This is a genomic window from Streptomyces sp. NBC_00224, assembly GCF_041435195.1.
Lineage (GTDB): Bacteria > Actinomycetota > Actinomycetes > Streptomycetales > Streptomycetaceae > Streptomyces.
On record NZ_CP108106.1, the window covers coordinates 5,247,501 to 5,266,975 of the forward strand.

General features: G+C 69.4%; 16 protein-coding genes and 2 rRNA genes (1 of these 18 only partly in view). 15 read left to right on the forward strand and 3 right to left on the reverse strand.

Features of this window, described 5'->3' with window-relative positions; translation table 11 throughout:
• The 10 genes from OG965_RS23390 to OG965_RS23435 form a co-directional block, all read left to right on the forward strand.
• Positions 1-2,330, forward strand: a 23S ribosomal RNA gene (locus tag OG965_RS23390) (it extends 794 nt beyond the left edge of the window).
• Positions 2,331-2,407: 77 nt separating this feature from the next.
• Positions 2,408-2,524, forward strand: a 5S ribosomal RNA gene (gene rrf / locus OG965_RS23395).
• A 74-nt stretch (positions 2,525-2,598) separates the two neighbouring features.
• Positions 2,599-3,243, forward strand: a complete 645-nt coding sequence (locus OG965_RS23400; RefSeq protein WP_371654031.1) for an HAD family hydrolase — start codon at positions 2,599-2,601, stop codon at positions 3,241-3,243.
• A 43-nt stretch (positions 3,244-3,286) separates the two neighbouring features.
• Entirely contained in the window at positions 3,287-4,516 is a 1,230-nt protein-coding gene (locus tag OG965_RS23405) for an MFS transporter (protein ID WP_371654032.1), read from the forward strand.
• Positions 4,485-5,648 (forward strand): acetoin utilization protein AcuC, encoded by a 1,164-nt coding sequence (locus tag OG965_RS23410; protein ID WP_371654033.1) that lies wholly within the window; start codon positions 4,485-4,487, stop codon positions 5,646-5,648. Before OG965_RS23405 ends, OG965_RS23410 begins: the two co-directional genes overlap by 32 nt.
• Positions 5,649-5,850: 202 nt before the next feature.
• A complete protein-coding gene (locus OG965_RS23415; RefSeq protein ID WP_371654034.1) occupies positions 5,851-6,666 on the forward strand; it encodes a phosphatase in 816 nt (271 codons plus the stop codon).
• Positions 6,667-6,794: 128 nt separating this feature from the next.
• A complete protein-coding gene (locus OG965_RS23420) occupies positions 6,795-7,004 on the forward strand; it encodes a helix-turn-helix domain-containing protein (protein WP_159047648.1) in 210 nt (69 codons plus the stop codon).
• Between the two features lie 109 nt (positions 7,005-7,113).
• Entirely contained in the window at positions 7,114-7,212 is a 99-nt protein-coding gene (locus OG965_RS23425; protein ID WP_003948845.1) for a 30S ribosomal protein bS22, read from the forward strand.
• Between the two features lie 241 nt (positions 7,213-7,453).
• Entirely contained in the window at positions 7,454-8,536 is a 1,083-nt protein-coding gene (locus tag OG965_RS23430) for an NAD-dependent epimerase/dehydratase family protein (RefSeq protein WP_371654035.1), read from the forward strand.
• A 14-nt stretch (positions 8,537-8,550) separates the two neighbouring features.
• Positions 8,551-9,672, forward strand: a complete 1,122-nt coding sequence (locus tag OG965_RS23435; RefSeq protein WP_371654036.1) for a lysophospholipid acyltransferase family protein — start codon at positions 8,551-8,553, stop codon at positions 9,670-9,672.
• Positions 9,673-9,774: 102 nt separating this feature from the next.
• Here OG965_RS23435 and OG965_RS23440 read toward each other — a convergent pair whose 3' ends face one another.
• From OG965_RS23440 to OG965_RS23450, 3 genes are all read right to left on the reverse strand, one after another.
• A complete protein-coding gene (locus OG965_RS23440; RefSeq protein WP_371654037.1) occupies positions 9,775-10,953 on the reverse strand; it encodes a DUF5667 domain-containing protein in 1,179 nt (392 codons plus the stop codon).
• A gap of 269 nt (positions 10,954-11,222) precedes the next feature.
• Positions 11,223-12,011 (reverse strand): ECF subfamily RNA polymerase sigma factor, BldN family, encoded by a 789-nt coding sequence (locus OG965_RS23445; protein ID WP_371654038.1) that lies wholly within the window; start codon positions 12,009-12,011, stop codon positions 11,223-11,225.
• Positions 12,012-12,586: 575 nt separating this feature from the next.
• Positions 12,587-13,549 (reverse strand): HAD family hydrolase, encoded by a 963-nt coding sequence (locus OG965_RS23450; protein WP_371654039.1) that lies wholly within the window; start codon positions 13,547-13,549, stop codon positions 12,587-12,589.
• 148 nt (positions 13,550-13,697) lie between these two features.
• On the opposite strand from OG965_RS23450, the gene OG965_RS23455 reads away from it, so the two are divergent.
• The 5 genes from OG965_RS23455 (at position 13,698) to OG965_RS23475 (ending at position 19,349) form a co-directional block, all read left to right on the forward strand.
• Positions 13,698-13,988: a glutaredoxin family protein gene (locus OG965_RS23455; RefSeq protein WP_371654040.1), complete on the forward strand. Its 291-nt coding sequence runs from the start codon at positions 13,698-13,700 to the stop codon at positions 13,986-13,988.
• 342 nt (positions 13,989-14,330) lie between these two features.
• Positions 14,331-15,113: a redox-sensing transcriptional repressor Rex gene (locus tag OG965_RS23460; protein ID WP_371654041.1), complete on the forward strand. Its 783-nt coding sequence runs from the start codon at positions 14,331-14,333 to the stop codon at positions 15,111-15,113.
• Positions 15,110-16,717 (forward strand): glutamyl-tRNA reductase, encoded by a 1,608-nt coding sequence (locus tag OG965_RS23465; RefSeq protein WP_371654042.1) that lies wholly within the window; start codon positions 15,110-15,112, stop codon positions 16,715-16,717. The genes OG965_RS23460 and OG965_RS23465 overlap by 4 nt, the downstream gene beginning before the upstream one ends.
• Entirely contained in the window at positions 16,714-17,688 is a 975-nt protein-coding gene (gene hemC, locus OG965_RS23470) for a hydroxymethylbilane synthase (RefSeq protein ID WP_371654043.1), read from the forward strand. Before OG965_RS23465 ends, hemC begins: the two co-directional genes overlap by 4 nt.
• Positions 17,685-19,349, forward strand: a complete 1,665-nt coding sequence (locus tag OG965_RS23475) for a uroporphyrinogen-III synthase (RefSeq protein ID WP_371654044.1) — start codon at positions 17,685-17,687, stop codon at positions 19,347-19,349. The genes hemC and OG965_RS23475 overlap by 4 nt, the downstream gene beginning before the upstream one ends.
• Positions 19,350-19,475: the final 126 nt, after the last annotated feature.

A 19,475-nucleotide genomic window follows, 5' to 3' on the forward strand; every position in this document is an offset into this window, starting at 1 on the left:
GCCATGGGCAGGTTGAAGCGGAGGTAAGACTTCGTGGAGGACCGAACCCACCAGGGTTGAAAACCTGGGGGATGACCTGTGGTTAGGGGTGAAAGGCCAATCAAACTCCGTGATAGCTGGTTCTCCCCGAAATGCATTTAGGTGCAGCGTCGTGTGTTTCTTGCCGGAGGTAGAGCACTGGATAGGCGATGGGCCCTACCGGGTTACTGACCTTAGCCAAACTCCGAATGCCGGTAAGTGAGAGCGCGGCAGTGAGACTGTGGGGGATAAGCTCCATGGTCGAGAGGGAAACAGCCCAGAGCATCGACTAAGGCCCCTAAGCGTACGCTAAGTGGGAAAGGATGTGGAGTCGCAGAGACAACCAGGAGGTTGGCTTAGAAGCAGCCACCCTTGAAAGAGTGCGTAATAGCTCACTGGTCAAGTGATTCCGCGCCGACAATGTAGCGGGGCTCAAGCGTACCGCCGAAGTCGTGTCATTCATACACATAGCCCCAACGGGCGTATGGATGGGTAGGGGAGCGTCGTGTGCCGGGTGAAGCCGCAGCGGAAGCTAGTGGTGGACGGTTCACGAGTGAGAATGCAGGCATGAGTAGCGATACACACGTGAGAAACGTGTGCGCCGATTGACTAAGGGTTCCTGGGTCAAGCTGATCTGCCCAGGGTAAGTCGGGACCTAAGGCGAGGCCGACAGGCGTAGTCGATGGACAACCGGTTGATATTCCGGTACCCGCTTTGAAACGCCCAATATCGAATCCATTAATGCTAAGGCCGTGAAGCCGTTCCGGACCCTTCGGGGAAAGGAAAGTGGTGGAGCCGTCGATCCAAGGTGGTAGTAGGTAAGCGATGGGGTGACGCAGGAAGGTAGTCCAGCCCGGGCGGTGGTAGTCCCGGGGTAAGGGTGTAGGCCGTGTGATAGGCAAATCCGTCACACATTGAGGCTGAGACCTGATGCCGAGCCGATTGTGGTGAAGTGGATGATCCTATGCTGTCGAGAAAAGCCTCTAGCGAGTTTCATGGCGGCCCGTACCCTAAACCGACTCAGGTGGTCAGGTAGAGAATACCGAGGCGTTCGGGTGAACTATGGTTAAGGAACTCGGCAAAATGCCCCCGTAACTTCGGGAGAAGGGGGGCCATCACTGGTGAGGGAACTTGCTTCCTGAGCTGGGGGTGGCCGCAGAGACCAGCGAGAAGCGACTGTTTACTAAAAACACAGGTCCGTGCGAAGCCGTAAGGCGATGTATACGGACTGACGCCTGCCCGGTGCTGGAACGTTAAGGGGACCGGTTAGTCACTCTTCGGGGTGGCGAAGCTGAGAACTTAAGCGCCAGTAAACGGCGGTGGTAACTATAACCATCCTAAGGTAGCGAAATTCCTTGTCGGGTAAGTTCCGACCTGCACGAATGGCGTAACGACTTCTCGACTGTCTCAACCATAGGCCCGGTGAAATTGCACTACGAGTAAAGATGCTCGTTTCGCGCAGCAGGACGGAAAGACCCCGGGACCTTTACTACAGTTTGATATTGGTGTTCGGTTCGGCTTGTGTAGGATAGGTGGGAGACTGTGAAGCGGCCACGCCAGTGGTTGTGGAGTCGTCGTTGAAATACCACTCTGGTCGTGCTGGATGTCTAACCTGGGTCCGTGATCCGGATCAGGGACAGTGTCTGATGGGTAGTTTAACTGGGGCGGTTGCCTCCTAAAGAGTAACGGAGGCGCCCAAAGGTTCCCTCAGCCTGGTTGGCAATCAGGTGTTGAGTGTAAGTGCACAAGGGAGCTTGACTGTGAGACCGACGGGTCGAGCAGGGACGAAAGTCGGGACTAGTGATCCGGCGGTGGCTTGTGGAAGCGCCGTCGCTCAACGGATAAAAGGTACCCCGGGGATAACAGGCTGATCTTCCCCAAGAGTCCATATCGACGGGATGGTTTGGCACCTCGATGTCGGCTCGTCGCATCCTGGGGCTGGAGTCGGTCCCAAGGGTTGGGCTGTTCGCCCATTAAAGCGGTACGCGAGCTGGGTTTAGAACGTCGTGAGACAGTTCGGTCCCTATCCGCTGCGCGCGCAGGAATATTGAGAAGGGCTGTCCCTAGTACGAGAGGACCGGGACGGACGAACCTCTGGTGTGCCAGTTGTCCTGCCAAGGGCATGGCTGGTTGGCTACGTTCGGAAAGGATAACCGCTGAAAGCATCTAAGCGGGAAGCCTGCTTCGAGATGAGTATTCCCACCTCCTTGAGAGGGTAAGGCTCCCAGTAGACGACTGGGTTGATAGGCCAGATGTGGAAGCCTCGTAAGGGGTGGAGCTGACTGGTACTAATAGGCCGAGGGCTTGTCCTCAGTTGCTCGCGTCCACTGTGTTAGTTCTGAAATAACGAACAGCTGTGTCTGCACCAGCATCGTTAATTTCATAGTGTTTCGGTGGTCATAGCGTTAGGGAAACGCCCGGTTACATTCCGAACCCGGAAGCTAAGCCTTTCAGCGCCGATGGTACTGCAGGGGGGACCCTGTGGGAGAGTAGGACGCCGCCGAACAAATTTTGAGAAAAGCCCCGTACCGGGATCCGGTACGGGGCTTTTCTGCGTTTACTGGCGTTTAGGGTCGAGCCATGCGCTATGACCTCATCATCTTCGACAACGACGGCGTGCTCGTCGACAGCGAGCCGATCTCGAACACCATCCTCGCGGAGCACCTCACCGAGCTGGGCTTCCCCACCTCGTACGAGGAGTCCATTCGCGACTACATGGGCTCCGCCATGCACCGCATCCACGAGCTGATCCAGGAGCGGACCGGGCAGGCGCTGCCCGCCGACTTCGACGACGCGTTCCACGCCCGCGTCTTCGCCGCCTTCGAGCGGGAGCTCCAGCCGGTGGCCGGGGCCACCGACGTGCTCGCGAAGCTGGTGGCGGACGGGGTGCCGTACTGCGTCGCCTCGTCCGGGAGCCATGAGCGGATCCGGGTGGGGCACCGCAAGACCGGGCTCGACGAGTGGTTCGAGGAGGAGTGGGTGTTCTCCTCGCAGGACGTCGGGCGCGGGAAGCCGGCGCCGGATCTGTTCCTGTACGCCGCCGAGCGCATGGGTGTCGCGCCGGAGCGGTGTGCCGTCGTCGAGGACAGCCCGCTCGGGGTGCAGGCCGCGCGGGCCGCCGGGATGGACGTCTACGGGTTCACCGCCATGACGCCCGAGGACCGGCTCCAGGGCTGTACGGCCCTCTTCTCCGACATGGCACAGCTGCGCGAATTGCTGGGGTGACCTGTCTACCCAGGAGTAGCTTGCGGGCCTAAGCTCTGCGGCCATGACAGACGTACACCTGCGGCGGGGCCGGGCGTCCCTCGCGCTCAGCTTCTGTGCGCAGGGGATCGCCTTCGCCCTCCTGGTGACCCGCATCCCCGCGCTCCAGGACCAGTACGGGATATCCGACGGCCTGCTGCCGGCGTTCCTCGCGGGCGTGCCGATCCTGGCCGGGGTCGGGAGCGTCACCACCGAGCACCTGGTGAAGCGGGTGGCGCCCAGTGTGGCGCTTCGGTGGGTGCAGCCGCTCGTGCTGCTCGCGCTGGTCGGGGTCGCGGCCGGGGACCAGATGTGGCAGGCGGCCGTCTCGCTCGGGGCGTTCGGGCTGGCCGTCGGCGGGCTCGACGCGTGCATGAACATGCTGGGGATCAGCCTTCAGCGCGCGTATGGGCGCAGCATCATCCTGGGCTTCCACGCCGCGTTCAGCCTCGGCGGGATCGTGGGCGCCTCGCTCGCGTGGGTGGGGGCGCACTGGGACCTGTCGCTGCTCACCTCGTATCTGCCGGTCGTCCTCGTGCTGCTGCCGCTGTGTCTGGCCGGGAGCCGGTGGTACGTGGACGGGGCGCCGGCCGCCGGCGCTTCCAAAGCCTCCGAGGCCTCCGAGGGCTCCGAAGGCGATGCCGCGGGCGGCCAGCCCGTGGCCTTTCGGCTGCTGCTGCCGCTCTGCCTGGTGATGGCTTTCGCCTACATCGGCGACTCGACCGTCTCCAACTGGAGCGCGAAGTACCTCCAGGACGTGCTCGGCAGCTCCGAGCAGCTGTCGACCGTCCCGTACAACGTCTACATGGTCACCACCCTGCTGGGGCGGGCGGCCGGGGACCACGGGGTGCGGCGGTTCGGGGCCGTGGCCGTGGTGCGGGGTGGGGCCGTGCTCGCGAGCGCCGGGTTCGCCGTGGTCGCGTTGGCGCCGGGGCCGTGGACCGGGATGCTCGGGTTCACCATGCTGGGGTTCGGGCTGTGTGTGATCGTGCCGCAGACGTACGCGGCGGCGGGGCGGCTGTTCCCGAACGCCTCGGACGCGGCGATCGCGCGGCTCAACGCCTTCAACTACGTGGGCTACCTCTTCGGGTCGCCGCTGGTCGGCGGGGTCGGCGGCGCGTGGAGCTATCGGGGCGCCATGCTCATACCGATGGTGCTGGTTCTGTTGACGCTGGTGTACGCCCGGTCGTTCGGCGCGGAGGGCGCCCGATACGGTGGCGGGCATGAGCGGCCGCGCACTGTTGATGTGGGATGACGCTGTCACGGCGTACGACTTCGGACCGAGCCATCCGATGGATCCGGTACGGCTCTCGCTGACCATGGGGTTGGTGCGGGCGTACGGGCTGGACAAGGCGCTCGACGTGGTGGCCGCGCCGGCGGCGGGGGATTCGACGCTGCGGCTCGTGCACCGCGAGGACTATGTGGCGGCCGTACGGGCCGCTTCGGCGGATCCGGGCGCCGCGGACCAGGCGTACGGCCTGGGGACCGTGGACGATCCCGCGTTCGCGGGAATGCACGAGGCGTCGGCGCTGATCGCCGGGCAGTCCGTGGGGGCCGCCGAGGCGGTGTGGCGCGGGAACGCGGCGCACGCGGTGAACTTCGCGGGCGGGCTGCACCACGCGATGCCGGGCGGGGCCGCGGGGTTCTGCATCTACAACGACGCGGCGCTCGCCATCGCCCGGCTCCTTGAGCTGGGGGCGGAGCGGGTCGCGTACGTGGATGTGGACGTGCACCACGGGGACGGGGTGCAGACGGCGTTCTGGGACGACCCCAGGGTGCTGACGATCTCGCTCCACGAGCATCCCCGGCTGCTGTTCCCCGGGACGGGGTGGCCGGAGGAGACGGATGCCGACGGGACGGCCGTCAACGTGGCGCTGCCGGCCGGGACCGGGGACGAGGGGTGGCTGCGGGCGTTCCACTCCGTGGTGCCGGAGCTGTTGGCCGAGTTCCGCCCCCAGGTGCTGGTGACGCAGCACGGCGCGGACACGCACTTCGAGGATCCGCTGGCGCATCTGGCGGTCTCGCTGGACGCCCAGCGGGCCGTCCAGGAGGCGTGCCACGCGCTGGCGCACGAGCATGTGGCGGGCGGGAAGTGGGTGGCCCTCGGGGGCGGGGGGTACGCGGTGGTGGACGTGGTGCCGCGCTCGTGGACGCATCTGGTGGGGGTGGCGGGGCACGCTCCGGTGGATCCGGAGTCGGTGATCCCGGCGTCGTGGCGGGACGAAGTGTTCGCCCGTACGCGCCAGTTGGGGCCGGGGCGGATGACGGACGGGCGTACGGTGCTGTGGCGGGACTGGGAGTCGGGCTACGACCCGGCGGATCGGCTGGATCAGGCGATTCTGGCTACTCGGCGGGCGGTTTATCCGTTGCGGGGGTTGTTGGCGTAGGGGGGATTCCCCACCCCGCCCCTTCCCGAAAGCCCTCTGGCGGGCGGCCTGGTGCTTCGTCTGCGGACCGTGGTGGGCTGGTCGCGCAGTTCCCCGCGCCCCTGAATGGCCGCTGCGCGGCCAGTCCCCCCCGTTACGCCAACTGTGCGGTCTCCGGCCTGATTCGGCCCCCCGGAGCCCCGACTGCGAGAGCATCGTCCCCGTGTTGAGCACCGGGGCGCTGCGGGCGCATCTGTTGGCTGCGCGGCTGGCCGGGCCTGTGGCCACCTCGCGGGAGGAGAGCCTGCGCAGCTATCGGCTGTTCGCGGCCCGGGACCCTCGGGTCACACTCGGCCTCGACCCCGAATGGGGCTGGGGCGAGCGTGACTTGCTGCGGCTCATGGCGGACAAGTGCGGGGTGAGTCCGGATCCGGCGCATGTGTCGGGGCCGGATGTCATCGATCCGGAGCGGACGCTCGCCGGGCTCGACGCGCTGGCCGCCAGGATCCACGACGTGGCCGCGCGGCGCGGCGCCGTACTCTTCGGAACCGGGCATCCGCACCGGCTGCTCGCCTTCTACGCCGCCCTCGCGGACGCTTTGTCGGCGGCCGGATGTGATGTTCTCACCCCCGCGCAGGGGCGATGTGTCGACATAACGACCCGGTTCGGGGTACGTACGTACAACCTTGACTACGTACGAGGAGTCGCGCTGGTGCGTGAACCCGGCGTGCGGGGTCCCGCCAGTGAGACCGGCGCACACACCCATTCACCGCTGCCGGTTCGGGTCGCCCTGGGGGCCGCGGCGACCCTCCGCGGGCGGCTGCCGGACCTGGTCGTCGGAGATCACGGATGGGTCTGCGGGGCAGGTCAGCTGGGTATCGAGGCGGTCGGTCTGGCCGATACGGACGATCCCGCGCTGTTCGTCGGAGAGGCCGAGGGGCGGGTGTCCGTAGCCGTTCCGCTTGATGACGCTGTGCGGTCTGATTACTACCGGCCGCTTACGCGCTATGTACTCAATCGAGCGTGTCTGTCACAGTAGGCGGCCGTCGGTAGCTCCTCTTCCCCACTCGCACCACCCGCCCCTAGTCTGGGGAGTGAGCGCACAGCGACGAAGAGTCACCGGAGGGGAAGCCGGTGCGCGTCGGGTGCGGAAGGTACAGGTGGGTCATGGCTGCTGATCAGAGGCCTCTGAACGAGGTCGTGTTCCTGACCGTGGCGGAAGTCGCCTCGGTGATGCGAGTGTCGAAGATGACCGTGTACCGCTTGGTGCACAGCGGTCATCTGCCGGCGATCCGGGTGGGCAGGTCCTTCAGGGTCCCGGAACAGGCGGTGCAGGAGTACCTCCGAGAGTCCTTCGTGGGGGTGGAGACAGCCTGACGGTGCCCTCGGTTACGACCTCTGCGCTCAGGCGGGTAGGCTAGCCCCTCGTAGGTCGTGTGGGCCCAGACGCCCCGCACCGAGTGAAGAGAAGTGAGCGAGGGTAGTCGTGGGCTCTGTTATCAAGAAGCGGCGCAAGCGGATGGCTAAGAAGAAGCACCGCAAGCTGCTCAAGCGCACCCGCGTTCAGCGTCGCAACAAGAAGTAAGCGACAGCTGTACGTGAACTCGCAGCCCTTCCGCCGTCCTGGTGGGAGGGCTGCGGTGCGTTTACCGGCCGCATATCCCGCACGCCCTTTCGGTATCCCAAAAGCCGGTGCCGCGCGCTTTCCGGCGGGCCTTTCGGCGCCGCTTTACCGGCCACGAGCGACCACGCGGTCATCACCGGGCAACATCCAGCCGCTACGGTGGCGCCAAGAGTGCACCTCAGGCCAAAGGAAGGCGCTGATCTTGGGGAAGGTCGTGCTCGTCACCGGAGTGGCCCGGCAGCTCGGAGGCCGTCTCGTACGGCGCATCCAACGTGATCCGGAAGTGGACCGGGTGATCGGCGTGGACGCCGTGCCGCCCGGCCACCATCTGGGCGGAGCCGATTTCGTACGGGCGGACATACGGCAGCCCGCCATCGCCCGTGTGCTGGCCGAACATGCCGTCGACACCGTCGTGCACATGGACGTGACCGGCACGCCGCTGGGCGCCGGCGGGCGGACGTCCGTGAAGGAAACGAACGTCATCGGCACCATGCAGCTGCTCGGCGCGTGCCAGAAGTCGCCTTCGGTGCGGCGCCTGGTGGTGAAGTCGAGCACCAGTGTGTACGGGTCGGCGCCGCGCGATCCGGCCGTGTTCACCGAGACGACCCCGCCCAAGTCGCTGCCGAGCGGCGGCTTCGCGAAGGACGCCGTCGAGGTCGAGGGGTACGTACGGGGCTTCGCGCGGCGCCGGCCCGATGTGGCGGTGTGCGTGCTGCGGTTCGCGAACATCCTGGGGCCGGGCGCGGACTCGCCGCTCGCCGAGTACTTCTCGCTGCCGGTGCTGCCGACCGTGTTCGGCTACGACCCCCGGCTCCAGTTCGTCCACGAGGACGACGTCATCGACGTGCTGCGCATCGCCTCGCACGAGCCCCGGCGCGGGACGCTCAACAGCGGCACCTTCAACGTGGCCGGGGAGGGCGTGCTGCTGCTCTCGCAGTGCTCGCGGCGCCTGGGCAGGCCGACCGTGCCGGTGCTGCTCCCGGCGGTCCGCTGGGTGGGCTCGGCGCTGCGCTCGGTCGGCGTGAGCGACTTCTCGCCCGAGCAGATCAGGCTGCTCACCCACGGCAGGGTGGTGAGCACCGCGCAGATGCGGGAGACGCTGGGGTTCGGGCCGAAGTACACGACGGCGGAGGCGTTCGCCGACTTCGCGCGCAGCCGGGGCCCCGGGCTGCTGCCGCCGGACGCCCTGGCGAGGGCCGTGGACGGGGTGGCGGCGCTGCCCTTCCGGCCGTTCGCCGGGGGTGCTCCGGCCACTTCCACCTTGTCCACTCCCGGCGCGGAATGAGGAGCTCAACCACGATGGCGGACGCCAAGGTCATTCCGTTCGACGACGACCGCTCGCGCGGCGGTGCGCAGCGCCCGGGGCGCCGCCGCTCCGGCGGGCGGCGGGGTACGGCCCCGGAGGCGGCTGCCGCCCCGGTGAGCGCCCTGCCGGGCCAGCAGACCGTCCCCCAGGGCCCGGAGGGCGGCCGGGGGCCGCAGGAGGCCGCTGACGCCGTCACCCCGCAGCGGGACGCCTCGCGCGACGGTTCTTCGCGGGACGGTGGCCAGTCCGGCGAGGAGGTGTGGGAGCGGCCGGGTGGCGGCTGGGACCGGCGGGTCGCGGGCGGGCTCGCGTTCCTGCGGCGGCGGATCACCGGCGAGTACGAGGTCGACGAGTTCGGCTACGACAAGGAGCTCACCGACCAGGTCCTGATGTCCCTGATCCGCCCCTTCTACGAGAAGTACTTCCGGGTGGAGGTGAAGGGCGTCGAGAACATCCCGGCCGAGGGCGGGGCGCTGGTCGTCGCCAACCACTCCGGGACGCTGCCGCTGGACGGGCTGATGATGCAGGTGGCGGTGCACGACCACCACCCGGCGGGGCGGCATCTGCGGCTGCTCGCGGCGGACCTGGTGTTCATGCTGCCGGTCGTCAACGAGCTGGCCCGCAAGGCCGGGCACACCCTGGCCTGCGCCGAGGACGCCCAGGCGCTCCTGGAGCGGGGCGAGGTCGTCGGGGTGATGCCGGAGGGCTTCAAGGGCATCGGGAAGCCGTTCAGCGAGCGGTACAAGCTCCAGCGGTTCGGGCGGGGCGGGTTCGTGTCGACCGCGCTGCGGGCCGGGACGCCGATCGTGCCGTGCTCGATCGTCGGGGCCGAGGAGATCTACCCGATGCTCGGCAACTCCAAGACGCTGGCCCGCCTCCTGGGCTTCCCGTACTTCCCGATCACGCCCACGTTCCCGTGGCTGGGGCCGGCCGGGCTCGTGCCGCTGCCGACGAAGTGGACGATCCAGTTCGGCGAGCCGATCCCGACCGACGGGTATCCGCCGGAGGCGGCGGAGGACCCGATGCTGATGTTCAACCTGACGGATCAGGTGCGGGAGCAGATCCAGCACACGCTGTACAAGCTGCTGGTGCAGCGGCGGTCGGTGTTCTTCTGACCTGGTTCTTCTGACCTGTTTTCCGACCCTGTTTTCTGGCAGTGGTACGTGTGTGGGGCGCGCCTGGTGAAACGGCGCGCCCCACACACGTAACCGGTGGAGCTACCTCGCGTCCTCGCCCTCGATGCCCAGGCCCGGGAGCAGGCCGGGGAGGAGCGGGGGCAGGGTGACGTCCGGGACCGGCGGCTTGGCCGGGGTGGTGCCGGACGTCGGTGGGGCGCTCTTCGACGGGGGGTCGAGGAGGCCGCCGGTGTTGCCGCCGAGCAGGCCCTCGTTCGGCTTGGTGCCCGGGGTGGAGGGCTGCGGCTTGGTGCCGCCGCCCACCGTGCCGTGCGCCGGGGCCGAGGAGGCCGGGGCCGGGCGGGCCGTGTGGCTCGCCTCGCCCTGGTGCGTCGTGTCCGTACGGCCATGGGTCTTCGTCTTGGCCGGGGGGAGCATCGAACGCAGTGGCTCGACCTCTTGGTCTATGGCGACGAAGACGGAGGTGACCTGGTCGCCGACATCGGTGAGCTGCGTGGGCAGTTTGCCGCGCAGCTTGCTCCAACTGTCGCGGTGCGCCGAGGCGAACGACGACAGGGCGGCGATGGGGCCGAGCGAGCCGTCCTTGGTGTACGCGGCATGGAGCAGGCGGTGGCCTTCGGTCACGTCGTGCTGCATACCGCTGAGCGCGCGGCGGACCTCGCTCAGCTGCTCGTGGTCGAGGTCGCCGGCGCGACCGCGCTCCATCAGACGACGGGCCTCGCTGAGCCGGGTGGAGGCCTGATCGAGGTAGATCTTGCCGCGGTCGGCGTCGTCGTCCGCCAGGTTGAGCTTGAGGTCCTCCATGCCGCGCTTCAGCCCGTACAGCGAGTCACCGGGGAGGGCGTCGGAGCTGGCAGCGGCTACGCCGCTGAACGCGCCCGCGGCCACCCCGATGCTCAGGCCGCCCGCAGCGATGCCCTTCGACCAGCGGGAGCGGGGGCGCAATTTCCGGAGCGGGGCCGCCCGGTGGGCGCCCCGGCCGGTCCGCTGCTCGGGCATCAGAGGGTCGGTGGCGCCACCTGAAGCGAACATCTGCTCCATGGCGGCCACGAGCAGCGCCCGCTGCTCCACCTTCACCTGTGGGTCCATCTCTGGTTTCGGCAGTTCGCCGAGGACGGTCGCCAGGGTCAACAGGTCGGCTTCCGCCGCCTGTTCGGCCGCGACGGCCGGATTGGCGGGTGGCTGCTGGGCCGCCGAGGCTTCTTCCAGGGCCTGGGCGAAGGCGTTCGCCCGCCGGTGCGCCGATACGTTCGCGATCACTGGCGGCACCTCCTCTCGTCATCACGGTCGACTCCCCAAGGGGCCTGGAAGGTTGCACGCCTTGAGCACATCCACACGATCGAGTGATCGACCCTGGACATGGCGTGACCACAGGGAGCCTGCATCCGGCACAACGACGGACGCGGCACTTGGGTTACGGACGAAGGATGATCGGACCACAGTGTGACCGGGCAGCACTGAGTGCTCACCGAAGGTGAGTTGGACCGGGCCGTCCGGAGGCCTGCGCGGCCTCCGGGATCGGCGGACGTCTAGCGGGCGTCTTCGGGGAGGAGCCGGGCGAGAGTGCGCACGGCGCGGTACTGGAGGGTCTTGATGGCGCCCTCGTTCTTGCCCATGACGCGGGCGGTCTCGGCGACCGAGAGGCCCTGGAGGAAGCGCAGGGTGACGCACTCCTGCTGTTGCGGATTGAGCTTCCGTACGGCTTCGAGGAGCGCGGCGTTGGAGAGGGACTCCAGGACGGAGTCCTCGGGCGAACGCTCCACTTCATTGGCGTCGAGCATTTCGCCGGTGGTCACTTCCAGGCGGAAGCGGCTCGACTTGAAGTGGTCCGCGACCAGGTTGCGCGCGATCGTGACCAGCCAGGCGCCGAAATCGCGGCCCTGCCAGGTGAAGGTCGAGATCCGGCGCAGGGCGCGCAGGAAGGTCTCGCTGGTGAGGTCCTCGGCGGTGGCCTTGCCGCCTACGCGGTAATAGATGTACCGGTACACGGTGTCGCTGTACTGGTCGTACAGCCGTCCGAAGGCGTCGGCCTCGCCCGCCTGGGCGCGTTCGACGAGGTCCATCATGCGGGCGCTGTCGCTGTCCGCGCTGGGGCGGCGGGCGGTCGGCGTCGCGGACGTGCCCGTGCTGCGGCCGCCGCTCCGTCTTCCGACCGCGGCACCACCGTCTGCCAGCGCGTAGCAGGCACCGAGGGGTGAGGCGGTGGCGAAGGCGGGGGCGGTGACGTACGCGGTGGGGACGAAGACGCGCAGACGGTCGACGACCGCTGCGCGCAGCGTAGCCAGGCCCGAGGCGTCAACCCCGACGTGTGGGTACACGGGACTCCCAGAGGCAGAGCTTCCATCACGTGCAGTGCGGGACCGTTCACCCGCCGTGGCGATGTGTGGGTTCCGGTATGCGTCTGAGGAGAATAACGCTTCGTGCAGGGAGCGCTACACCCAGTTGCTCAAATCGTCGATTCCGTCGCTTCTGTTACGTCTATGGGACGGATTGGGTTGCGGAGTGTGAGCGGGTGGTGGCGTTGTGGTGATCGATGTTGATCGGTTGGGGGGTGGGATGTGGCCGAGTGGGGGGTGGGGGACTGGTGGGGGGTCCCTGCGGGTAAGTGGTCCCGGATTGGGCCCCACCCCGCCCCTTCACCTGGACCCTCCGGGGGTGGGTGGGGGCTGAGGTGGTCTCCCGGGGGCTCCGCCCCCGGACCCCGCTTTCGGGGCTCCGCCCCGGCCTTCGTTCGTCTGCGGGCCGCGTGTGGCTGGTCGCGCAGTTCCCCGCGCCCCTCAGGGGGCCGTTCCTCGCGCGCTGGAGGGGCTGGAGGTGCCGCTTTTAGGGGCGCGGGGAACTGCGCGACCAGCCCCCACCGGGCCCACAGATGAAGCGCAGCCGCGGAACCGTCTCAGCGCCTGCGGCGGTGCAGGGCCACCGCTGCCGCCGTGCCGCCCGCCAGGGCGCCCACCCCCGCCGCCGCCGGGATCCCCACCTTCGCCGCCTTTCGGCCCGTCCGGTAGTCGCGCAGGCGCCACTCCCTCGCTCGGGCGTGCTTGCGGAGTTTCGCGTCGGGGTTGATGGCGTAGGGGTGGCCCACCAGGGACAGCATGGGGATGTCGTTGTGGGAGTCGCTGTATGCCGCGCAGCGTGTGAGGTCCAGGCCCTCCGCCGCCGCCAGGGCGCGTACCGCCTCCGCCTTGGCGGGGCCGTGCAGGGGCTCGCCCACCAGGCGGCCGGTGTAGACGCCGCTCACGGACTCCGCGACCGTGCCGAGCGCGCCCGTCAGGCCGAGGCGGCGCGCGATGATCGTCGCGGTCTCCACCGGCGCGGCCGTCACCAGCCACACCTTCTGGCCCGCGTCCAGGTGTGCCTGGGCCAGCGCGCGTGTGCCGGGCCAGATGCGGTCCGCCATGTACTCGTCGTAGATCTCCTCGCCGATGGTCATCAGCTCGGAGACGCGGTGGCCCTTGACAATGGACAGGGCGCTCTCGCGCGCGTCCTGCATGTGCTCGGGGTCCTCGACCCCGGCGAGCCGGAACCACGCCTGCTGCCAGGCGAACCGGGCCAGGTCGCGGCGCTGGAAGAACTTCCGCTTGTACAGGCCCCGCCCGAAGTGGAAGATCGCCGCGCCCTGCATCACCGTGTTGTCGAGGTCGAAGAAGGCGGCGGCCAGGTCGTCCCCGACGACGGGGAACTCCGGAGCCGAGGGGGATTCGGAATCCGGCTCGGCTTTTCTCCTGGCTTCCGCTTCCGCGAGTTCCGCCAGCTCCTGTTCGGACTTGCGGGCTGCCTCCGCTGCGGCCTCGCCGGCCAGCACGCTGCGGGCTGTCGCCGAGCGCCTACGAGGGGTGAGCCATCCCAGTACGGCCATGTCGTGAGCATAGCCAGTATGTTCGGTCCCGCCCGACACGCCGGGATGCGGTGGCGTGAACTCTGCGAGGCGGGACTGTTAAACGGGTCGGACGGGACTGATCCCGCTTATGGGCGGGCCCCCTTCGCCGTAGGCGGAGAATGGACTCATGAGTCCTCTCTTTCGGCGGGGGAAGTCCCCGCAGAGCCCCGACCGGTCCGCCCCGCCGCTCGTCACGCTCATCGGCAAGCCCGGCTGCCATCTCTGCGACGACGCCCGCGTCGTCGTCGAGCGCGTGTGCGCCGAGACCGGTGCGGTGTGGGAGGAGAAGGACATCACTCAGGACGAGGCGCTGCACCGCGAGTACTGGGAGCAGATTCCGGTCGTCCTCGTCGACGGCGCGCAGCACACCTTCTGGCGCGTGGACCCCGCGCGCCTCAGGAGCGCGCTGAGCGTGTGAGGTGCGTGAGGTGGGTGCGGCGGCTGTGTGCGCGTCCGGGCCCCGCCCGCCCGTGATCGAGTGGGTGATCAGCGGTAGTTGTGGTTACCATCGAGGTCGTTTTGTCGTGTTCGGGGGTGACATCGTGGAGAGGTGTGTACGGTTTTGCCCCCTTCGGGTTCTCAACGGACCGACTCCGCTGTCGGTTCCCGGAAATCGGCGCCGGTTCGCGTGAGCCCGGTCACTTTGCTCGGACAAAGCGGACACCATCTTTGTGCACGCGTTCACAAAGACATAGCCTGCATTCGACGGGGCGGTCCTGGGACACATGGCCGCCTGCCTCGCTCATCCCGCAGGAGCACCGTGGCAACTGGCCGAACTCACCGACCGGCGACCCGTAGCCGAGGAATCCCCGAGGCCACCGTCGCCAGGCTTCCGCTGTATCTGCGTGCGCTGACCGGACTGTCGGAGCGCTCCGTACCCACGGTCTCCTCCGAGGAGCTGGCCGCGGCCGCGGGGGTCAACTCCGCGAAGCTGCGCAAGGACTTCTCGTACCTCGGCTCCTACGGGACCAGGGGCGTCGGCTACGACGTCGAGTACCTCGTCTACCAGATCTCCCGCGAGCTCGGCCTGACCCAGGACTGGCCCGTCGTCATCGTCGGCATCGGAAACCTCGGCGCGGCTCTCGCCAACTACGGCGGGTTCGCCTCCCGTGGCTTCCGGGTCGCCGCGCTGATCGACGCGGACCCCGCGATGGCGGGCAAGCCCGTCGCCGGGATCCCGGTGCAGCACTCCGACGAGCTGGAGAAGATCATCAGCGACAACGGTGTCTCCATCGGCGTCATCGCGACGCCGGCGGGCGCCGCGCAGCCGGTCTGCGACCGCCTGGTCGCCGCCGGTGTCACCTCCATCCTGAACTTCGCGCCGACGGTCCTGTCGGTGCCCGAGGGCGTCGACGTACGCAAGGTCGACCTCTCCATCGAGCTGCAGATCCTCGCCTTCCACGAGCAGCGCAAGGCCGGTGAGGACGCGGCCGCGGCCGAGGCCGGCGGTGGCTCTGAGGTAGTGACGCCCGCGGTGCGCGGCGGCGCGGCCGTGGACCGGAAGGGACCCGACGGGGACATGCCCGCCGTGATGCCGGCATGAGCCTCCTGGTCGTCGGCCTCAGCCACCGCAGCGCCCCCGTCAGCATCCTTGAGCGGGCCTCGCTGTCCGCGGACACGCAGGTCAAGCTGCTTCAGGACACCCTCGCCGCGGAGCCCGCGGCCGAGGCGGCGGTACTGGCCACCTGCAACCGGATCGAGCTGTACGCGGACGTGGACAAGTTCCACGCGGGCGTCGCCGAGCTCTCCACGCTGCTCGCCCAGCACAGCGGCGTCGGCCTGGAGGAGCTCACTCCGTATCTCTATGTGCACTACGAGGACCGGGCCGTCCACCACCTCTTCTCGGTGGCGTGCGGGCTGGACTCGATGGTCGTGGGCGAGGGGCAGATCCTCGGCCAGATCAAGGACACGCTCGCGCTGGGGCAGGAGCTCCACACCGCCGGGCGGCTCCTCAACGACCTGTTCCAGCAGGCCCTGCGGGTCGGCAAGCGCGCCCACAGCGAGACCGGCATCGACCGGGCCGGACAGTCCCTGGTCACCTTCGGCCTGGAGCAGCTGGCCGTCGGCGTGCCGGTGGAGACCTGGGCCAAGGACAAGCGCGCCCTGGTGATCGGCGCGGGATCGATGTCCTCGCTGGCCGCGGCGACGCTGGCGCGCGCCGGAGTGCGCGAGGTGATCGTCGCCAACCGCACGCCCGGCCGTGCCGAGCGCCTGGTCGAGATCCTCGCGGAGTCGGGCACGGCCGCCCGCGCCGTGCCGATGGGCGATGTCGCGCGCGAGCTGACACGAGTCGACGTGGCGGTTTCCTGTACGGGCGCGACCGGTCTGGTCCTGACGGCTCAGGCCGTCGGCGAGGCGCTCGGCGCCCCGGTCGCCGCCGCGCCGGCTCCCGCGGGCCACGCGCCCGCCGCCGAGGGCTGCCCCGTCGACTTCGCCGCCACGGCCGCCGCCGGCGCCGGACTCGCCGCGTACACGGCGGTCGCCGAGGCCGCCGACGCCGTACGCGAACAGGGCGAGCCGGTCGACGCCGACTCCCTGGAGCTGCACGGCAGTTGGGCCGACAACGCCACCGGCGCCCGGCCCGCCGCGCGCCGCCGCATCCCCGCGCAGAGCGGCCCGGTCCGGCTCGCGCTGCTCGACCTCGCCATGCCGCGCGACATCGACGCCGCCGTCCACCGCATCCCGGGCGTGCGCCTCGTCGACATCGAGTCGCTCGCCGAGGCCTCGGCCGACGCGCCGATGGCCGCCGACGTCGACCAGGTCCGCTCGATCGTCTCCGACGAGGTCGCGGCCTTCGGCGCCGCCCAGCGCGCCGCGCACATCACGCCGACCGTGGTCGCGCTGCGCGCGATGGCCGCCGACGTGGTGGCCGGCGAAGTGGCGCGCCTGGAGGGGCGGCTGCCCGACCTGGACGAGAAGCAGCGCGCCGAGGTCACCCAGACCGTGCGCCGCGTCGTCGACAAGCTCCTGCACGCGCCGACCGTGCGGATCAAGCAGCTGGCGGCCGAGCCCGGCGGCGCCGGGTACGCGGACGCGCTGCGCACTCTCTTCGACCTCGACCCGGAGACGGTCGCCGCCGTGTCGCGGGCCGATCTGAACGACGTCGACGTCAAGAACCGAGACGCGAAGAACCGAGGGCGGTCATGACCCAGAAAGCACTGAGGCTGGGGACCAGGCGCAGCATGCTCGCCATGGCCCAGTCCGGCCAGGTGGCCGACGCCGTACGGCAGTTGACCGGGCGTCCGGTCGAGCTGGTGGAGATCACCACGTACGGCGACACCTCGCGCGAGCACCTGGCGCAGATCGGCGGCACGGGCGTCTTCGTGACCGCGCTGCGCGACGCGCTGCTGCGCGGTGACGTCGACTTCGCCGTGCACTCGCTCAAGGACCTGCCGACCGCGCAGCCCGACGACCTCGTGCTCGCCGCCGTGCCGGTCCGCGAGGACCCGCGCGACGTGCTCGTGGCGCGCGACGGGCTGACCCTGACCGAGCTGGCCGCCGCCGCCGAGGGCCGTCCGGTCCGCATAGGCACCGGCTCGCCCCGGCGCATGTCGCAGCTGAACGCGTACGCGCGCAGCCACGGCCTCGCCGTCGAAACCGTGCCGATCCGGGGGAACATCGACACCCGGATCGGATTCGCGCACAGCGGTGAACTCGACGCGGTGGTACTCGCCGCGGCCGGGCTCAACCGCATCGGCAGGATCGGTGAGGTGACCGATTTCCTTCCGGTCGACACCATGCTGCCCGCCCCCGGCCAGGGGGCACTGGCGATCGAGTGCACGGCAGCAGATGCCGACCTCGCCGCCGCGCTCGCCGAGCTCGACGACCCGTACACCCGGGTCGCCGTGACCGCCGAGCGGTCCCTGCTCGCCGCCCTGGAGGCCGGCTGTTCCGCACCTGTGGGTGCCTACGCCGACCTGCTGGCCGACGGACAGGTTGTTCATGAGATGCGCCTGCGCGGCGTCGTCGGTACCACCGACGGCTCGACGCTGGTGCAGCTGTCCATCACCGGTCCCGTACCTGCGTCGCACGACGAAGCCGTGGCGCTCGGTCGCGAACTCGCGGTCGAGATGCTTGCCAAGGGTGCGGCCGGTCTTATGGGGGAGCGAGCACTTTGAGCCCCACCAACTCCTCGAACCTTCCCGCCGTCTCCGCGCACGGGTGCGTCACCTTCCTCGGTGCCGGCCCAGGAGACCCGGGACTGCTGACGCTGCGCGCCGTGGAAGCGCTGGCGTCGGCCGATGTCCTGATCGCCGAGCCGGCTGTGCTCGACGTGGTTCGCGCGCATGCGCGGGCAGGTGTGGACACGCCTCAGCTGACGGTAGTTGACGAGACGTCAGCAACCGTTGGTGTCCCCGTGTTGCGGGACGCCGCCAATCTTGTCATGGAGGCCGCACGCTCCGGCAGGCGGGTGGTGCGTGCGGTAGCGGGCGACCCGGGCCTGGACGGCAGGGCGGGCGACGAGATGCTCGCCTGCGCCTCGGAGGGCATCCCCTTCGAGGTCGTGCCGGGTGTCGCGACGGCGGTGGGCGTACCCGCGTACGCCGGTGTTCCGCTCAGCGACACCTCGGGCGGCGCCGATGTGCGCTTCGTCGACGCGCGCAGCGCGGGCGAGCGCTGCTGGACCGAGGTCGGCGCGAGCGACGGCACGGTCGTCGTCTCCGCGACCCTGGAGACCGTGGCCGCGGCGGCGGGCGAACTCGTCGCGGCGGGCCGCAAGCCCGACACCCCGATGACGGTGACGGTCGCCGGTACGACCACGCGCCAGCGCACCTGGAACGCGACGCTCGGCTCGGTCGCCCAGGTCCTCAAGCAGGCGAAGGTGCTGCCGTCGCCGGACGGGCACCAGCCGGTCATAGCCGTGGTCGGTGAGCGCACCGCCGCGGCCCAGCGCGACCGGCTGTCGTGGTTCGAGTCCAAGCCGCTCTTCGGGTGGCGTGTCCTCGTACCGCGTACGAAGGAGCAGGCGGCGTCGCTCTCCGACCAACTGCGTTCGTACGGTGCGGTGCCGCACGAGGTGCCGACCATCGCCGTCGAGCCGCCGCGCACGCCGCAGCAGATGGAGCGCGCGGTCAAGGGCCTGGTGACGGGCCGCTACGAGTGGATCGCCTTCACCTCGGTGAACGCGGTCAAGGCGGTGCGCGAGAAGTTCGAGGAGTACGGGCTCGACGCGCGCGCGTTCGCGGGCATCAAGGTCGCGGCGGTCGGCGAGCAGACGGCGGCGGCGCTGGTGGAGTTCGGCGTCAAGCCGGACCTGGTGCCGAGCGGCGAGCAGTCGGCGGCCGGCCTCCTTGAGGACTGGCCCCCGTACGACCCGGTCTTCGACCCGATCGACCGCGTCTTCCTGCCGCGTGCCGACATCGCCACCGAGACGCTGGTGGCCGGGCTGATCGAGCTGGGCTGGGAGGTGGACGACGTCACGGCCTACCGGACCGTGCGCGCGTCGCCGCCCCCGGCCGACACCCGTGAGGCGATCAAGGGCGGCGGGTTCGACGCGGTGCTCTTCACGTCGTCGTCGACCGTGCGGAACCTGGTCGGGATCGCGGGCAAGCCGCACAACGTGACCGTGATCGCGTGCATCGGCCCGGCCACGGCCAAGACGGCCGAGGAGCACGGGCTGCGGGTGGACGTGATGGCGCCCGAGCCGTCGGTGCTGAAGCTGGCGGAGGCGTTGGCGGAGTTCGGGGCGGCGCGGCGGGATGCGGCCGTGGAGGCCGGGGAGCACGTGACGCGGCCGAGCGAGCGTCGGCCGGGGGCGCGGCGCCGTCGCACCACCTGAGCCCGTGGGCGGCCCGGGGGCAGAGCCCCCGGCCCCCCGGCGGGCTTCGCCCGGCCCTGTTCGTCTGCGGACCGTATGTGGCTGGTCGCGCAGTTCCCCGCGCCCCTAACTACCCAGGGGCGCGGG

Bases quoted from the DNA above. Each gene is read 5' to 3' on its own strand.
- OG965_RS23400 (WP_371654031.1), top strand. From the start codon at position 2,599: ATGCGCTATGACCTCATCATCTTCGACAACGACGGCGTGCTCGTCGAC.
- OG965_RS23405 (WP_371654032.1), top strand. From the start codon at position 3,287: ATGACAGACGTACACCTGCGGCGGGGCCGGGCGTCCCTCGCGCTCAGC.
- OG965_RS23410 (WP_371654033.1), top strand. From the start codon at position 4,485: ATGAGCGGCCGCGCACTGTTGATGTGGGATGACGCTGTCACGGCGTAC.
- OG965_RS23420 (WP_159047648.1), top strand. From the start codon at position 6,795: ATGGCTGCTGATCAGAGGCCTCTGAACGAGGTCGTGTTCCTGACCGTG.
- OG965_RS23435 (WP_371654036.1), top strand. From the start codon at position 8,551: ATGGCGGACGCCAAGGTCATTCCGTTCGACGACGACCGCTCGCGCGGC.
- OG965_RS23450 (WP_371654039.1), bottom strand. From the start codon at position 13,549: ATGGCCGTACTGGGATGGCTCACCCCTCGTAGGCGCTCGGCGACAGCC.
- OG965_RS23455 (WP_371654040.1), top strand. From the start codon at position 13,698: ATGAGTCCTCTCTTTCGGCGGGGGAAGTCCCCGCAGAGCCCCGACCGG.
- OG965_RS23465 (WP_371654042.1), top strand. From the start codon at position 15,110: ATGAGCCTCCTGGTCGTCGGCCTCAGCCACCGCAGCGCCCCCGTCAGC.
- hemC (WP_371654043.1), top strand. From the start codon at position 16,714: ATGACCCAGAAAGCACTGAGGCTGGGGACCAGGCGCAGCATGCTCGCC.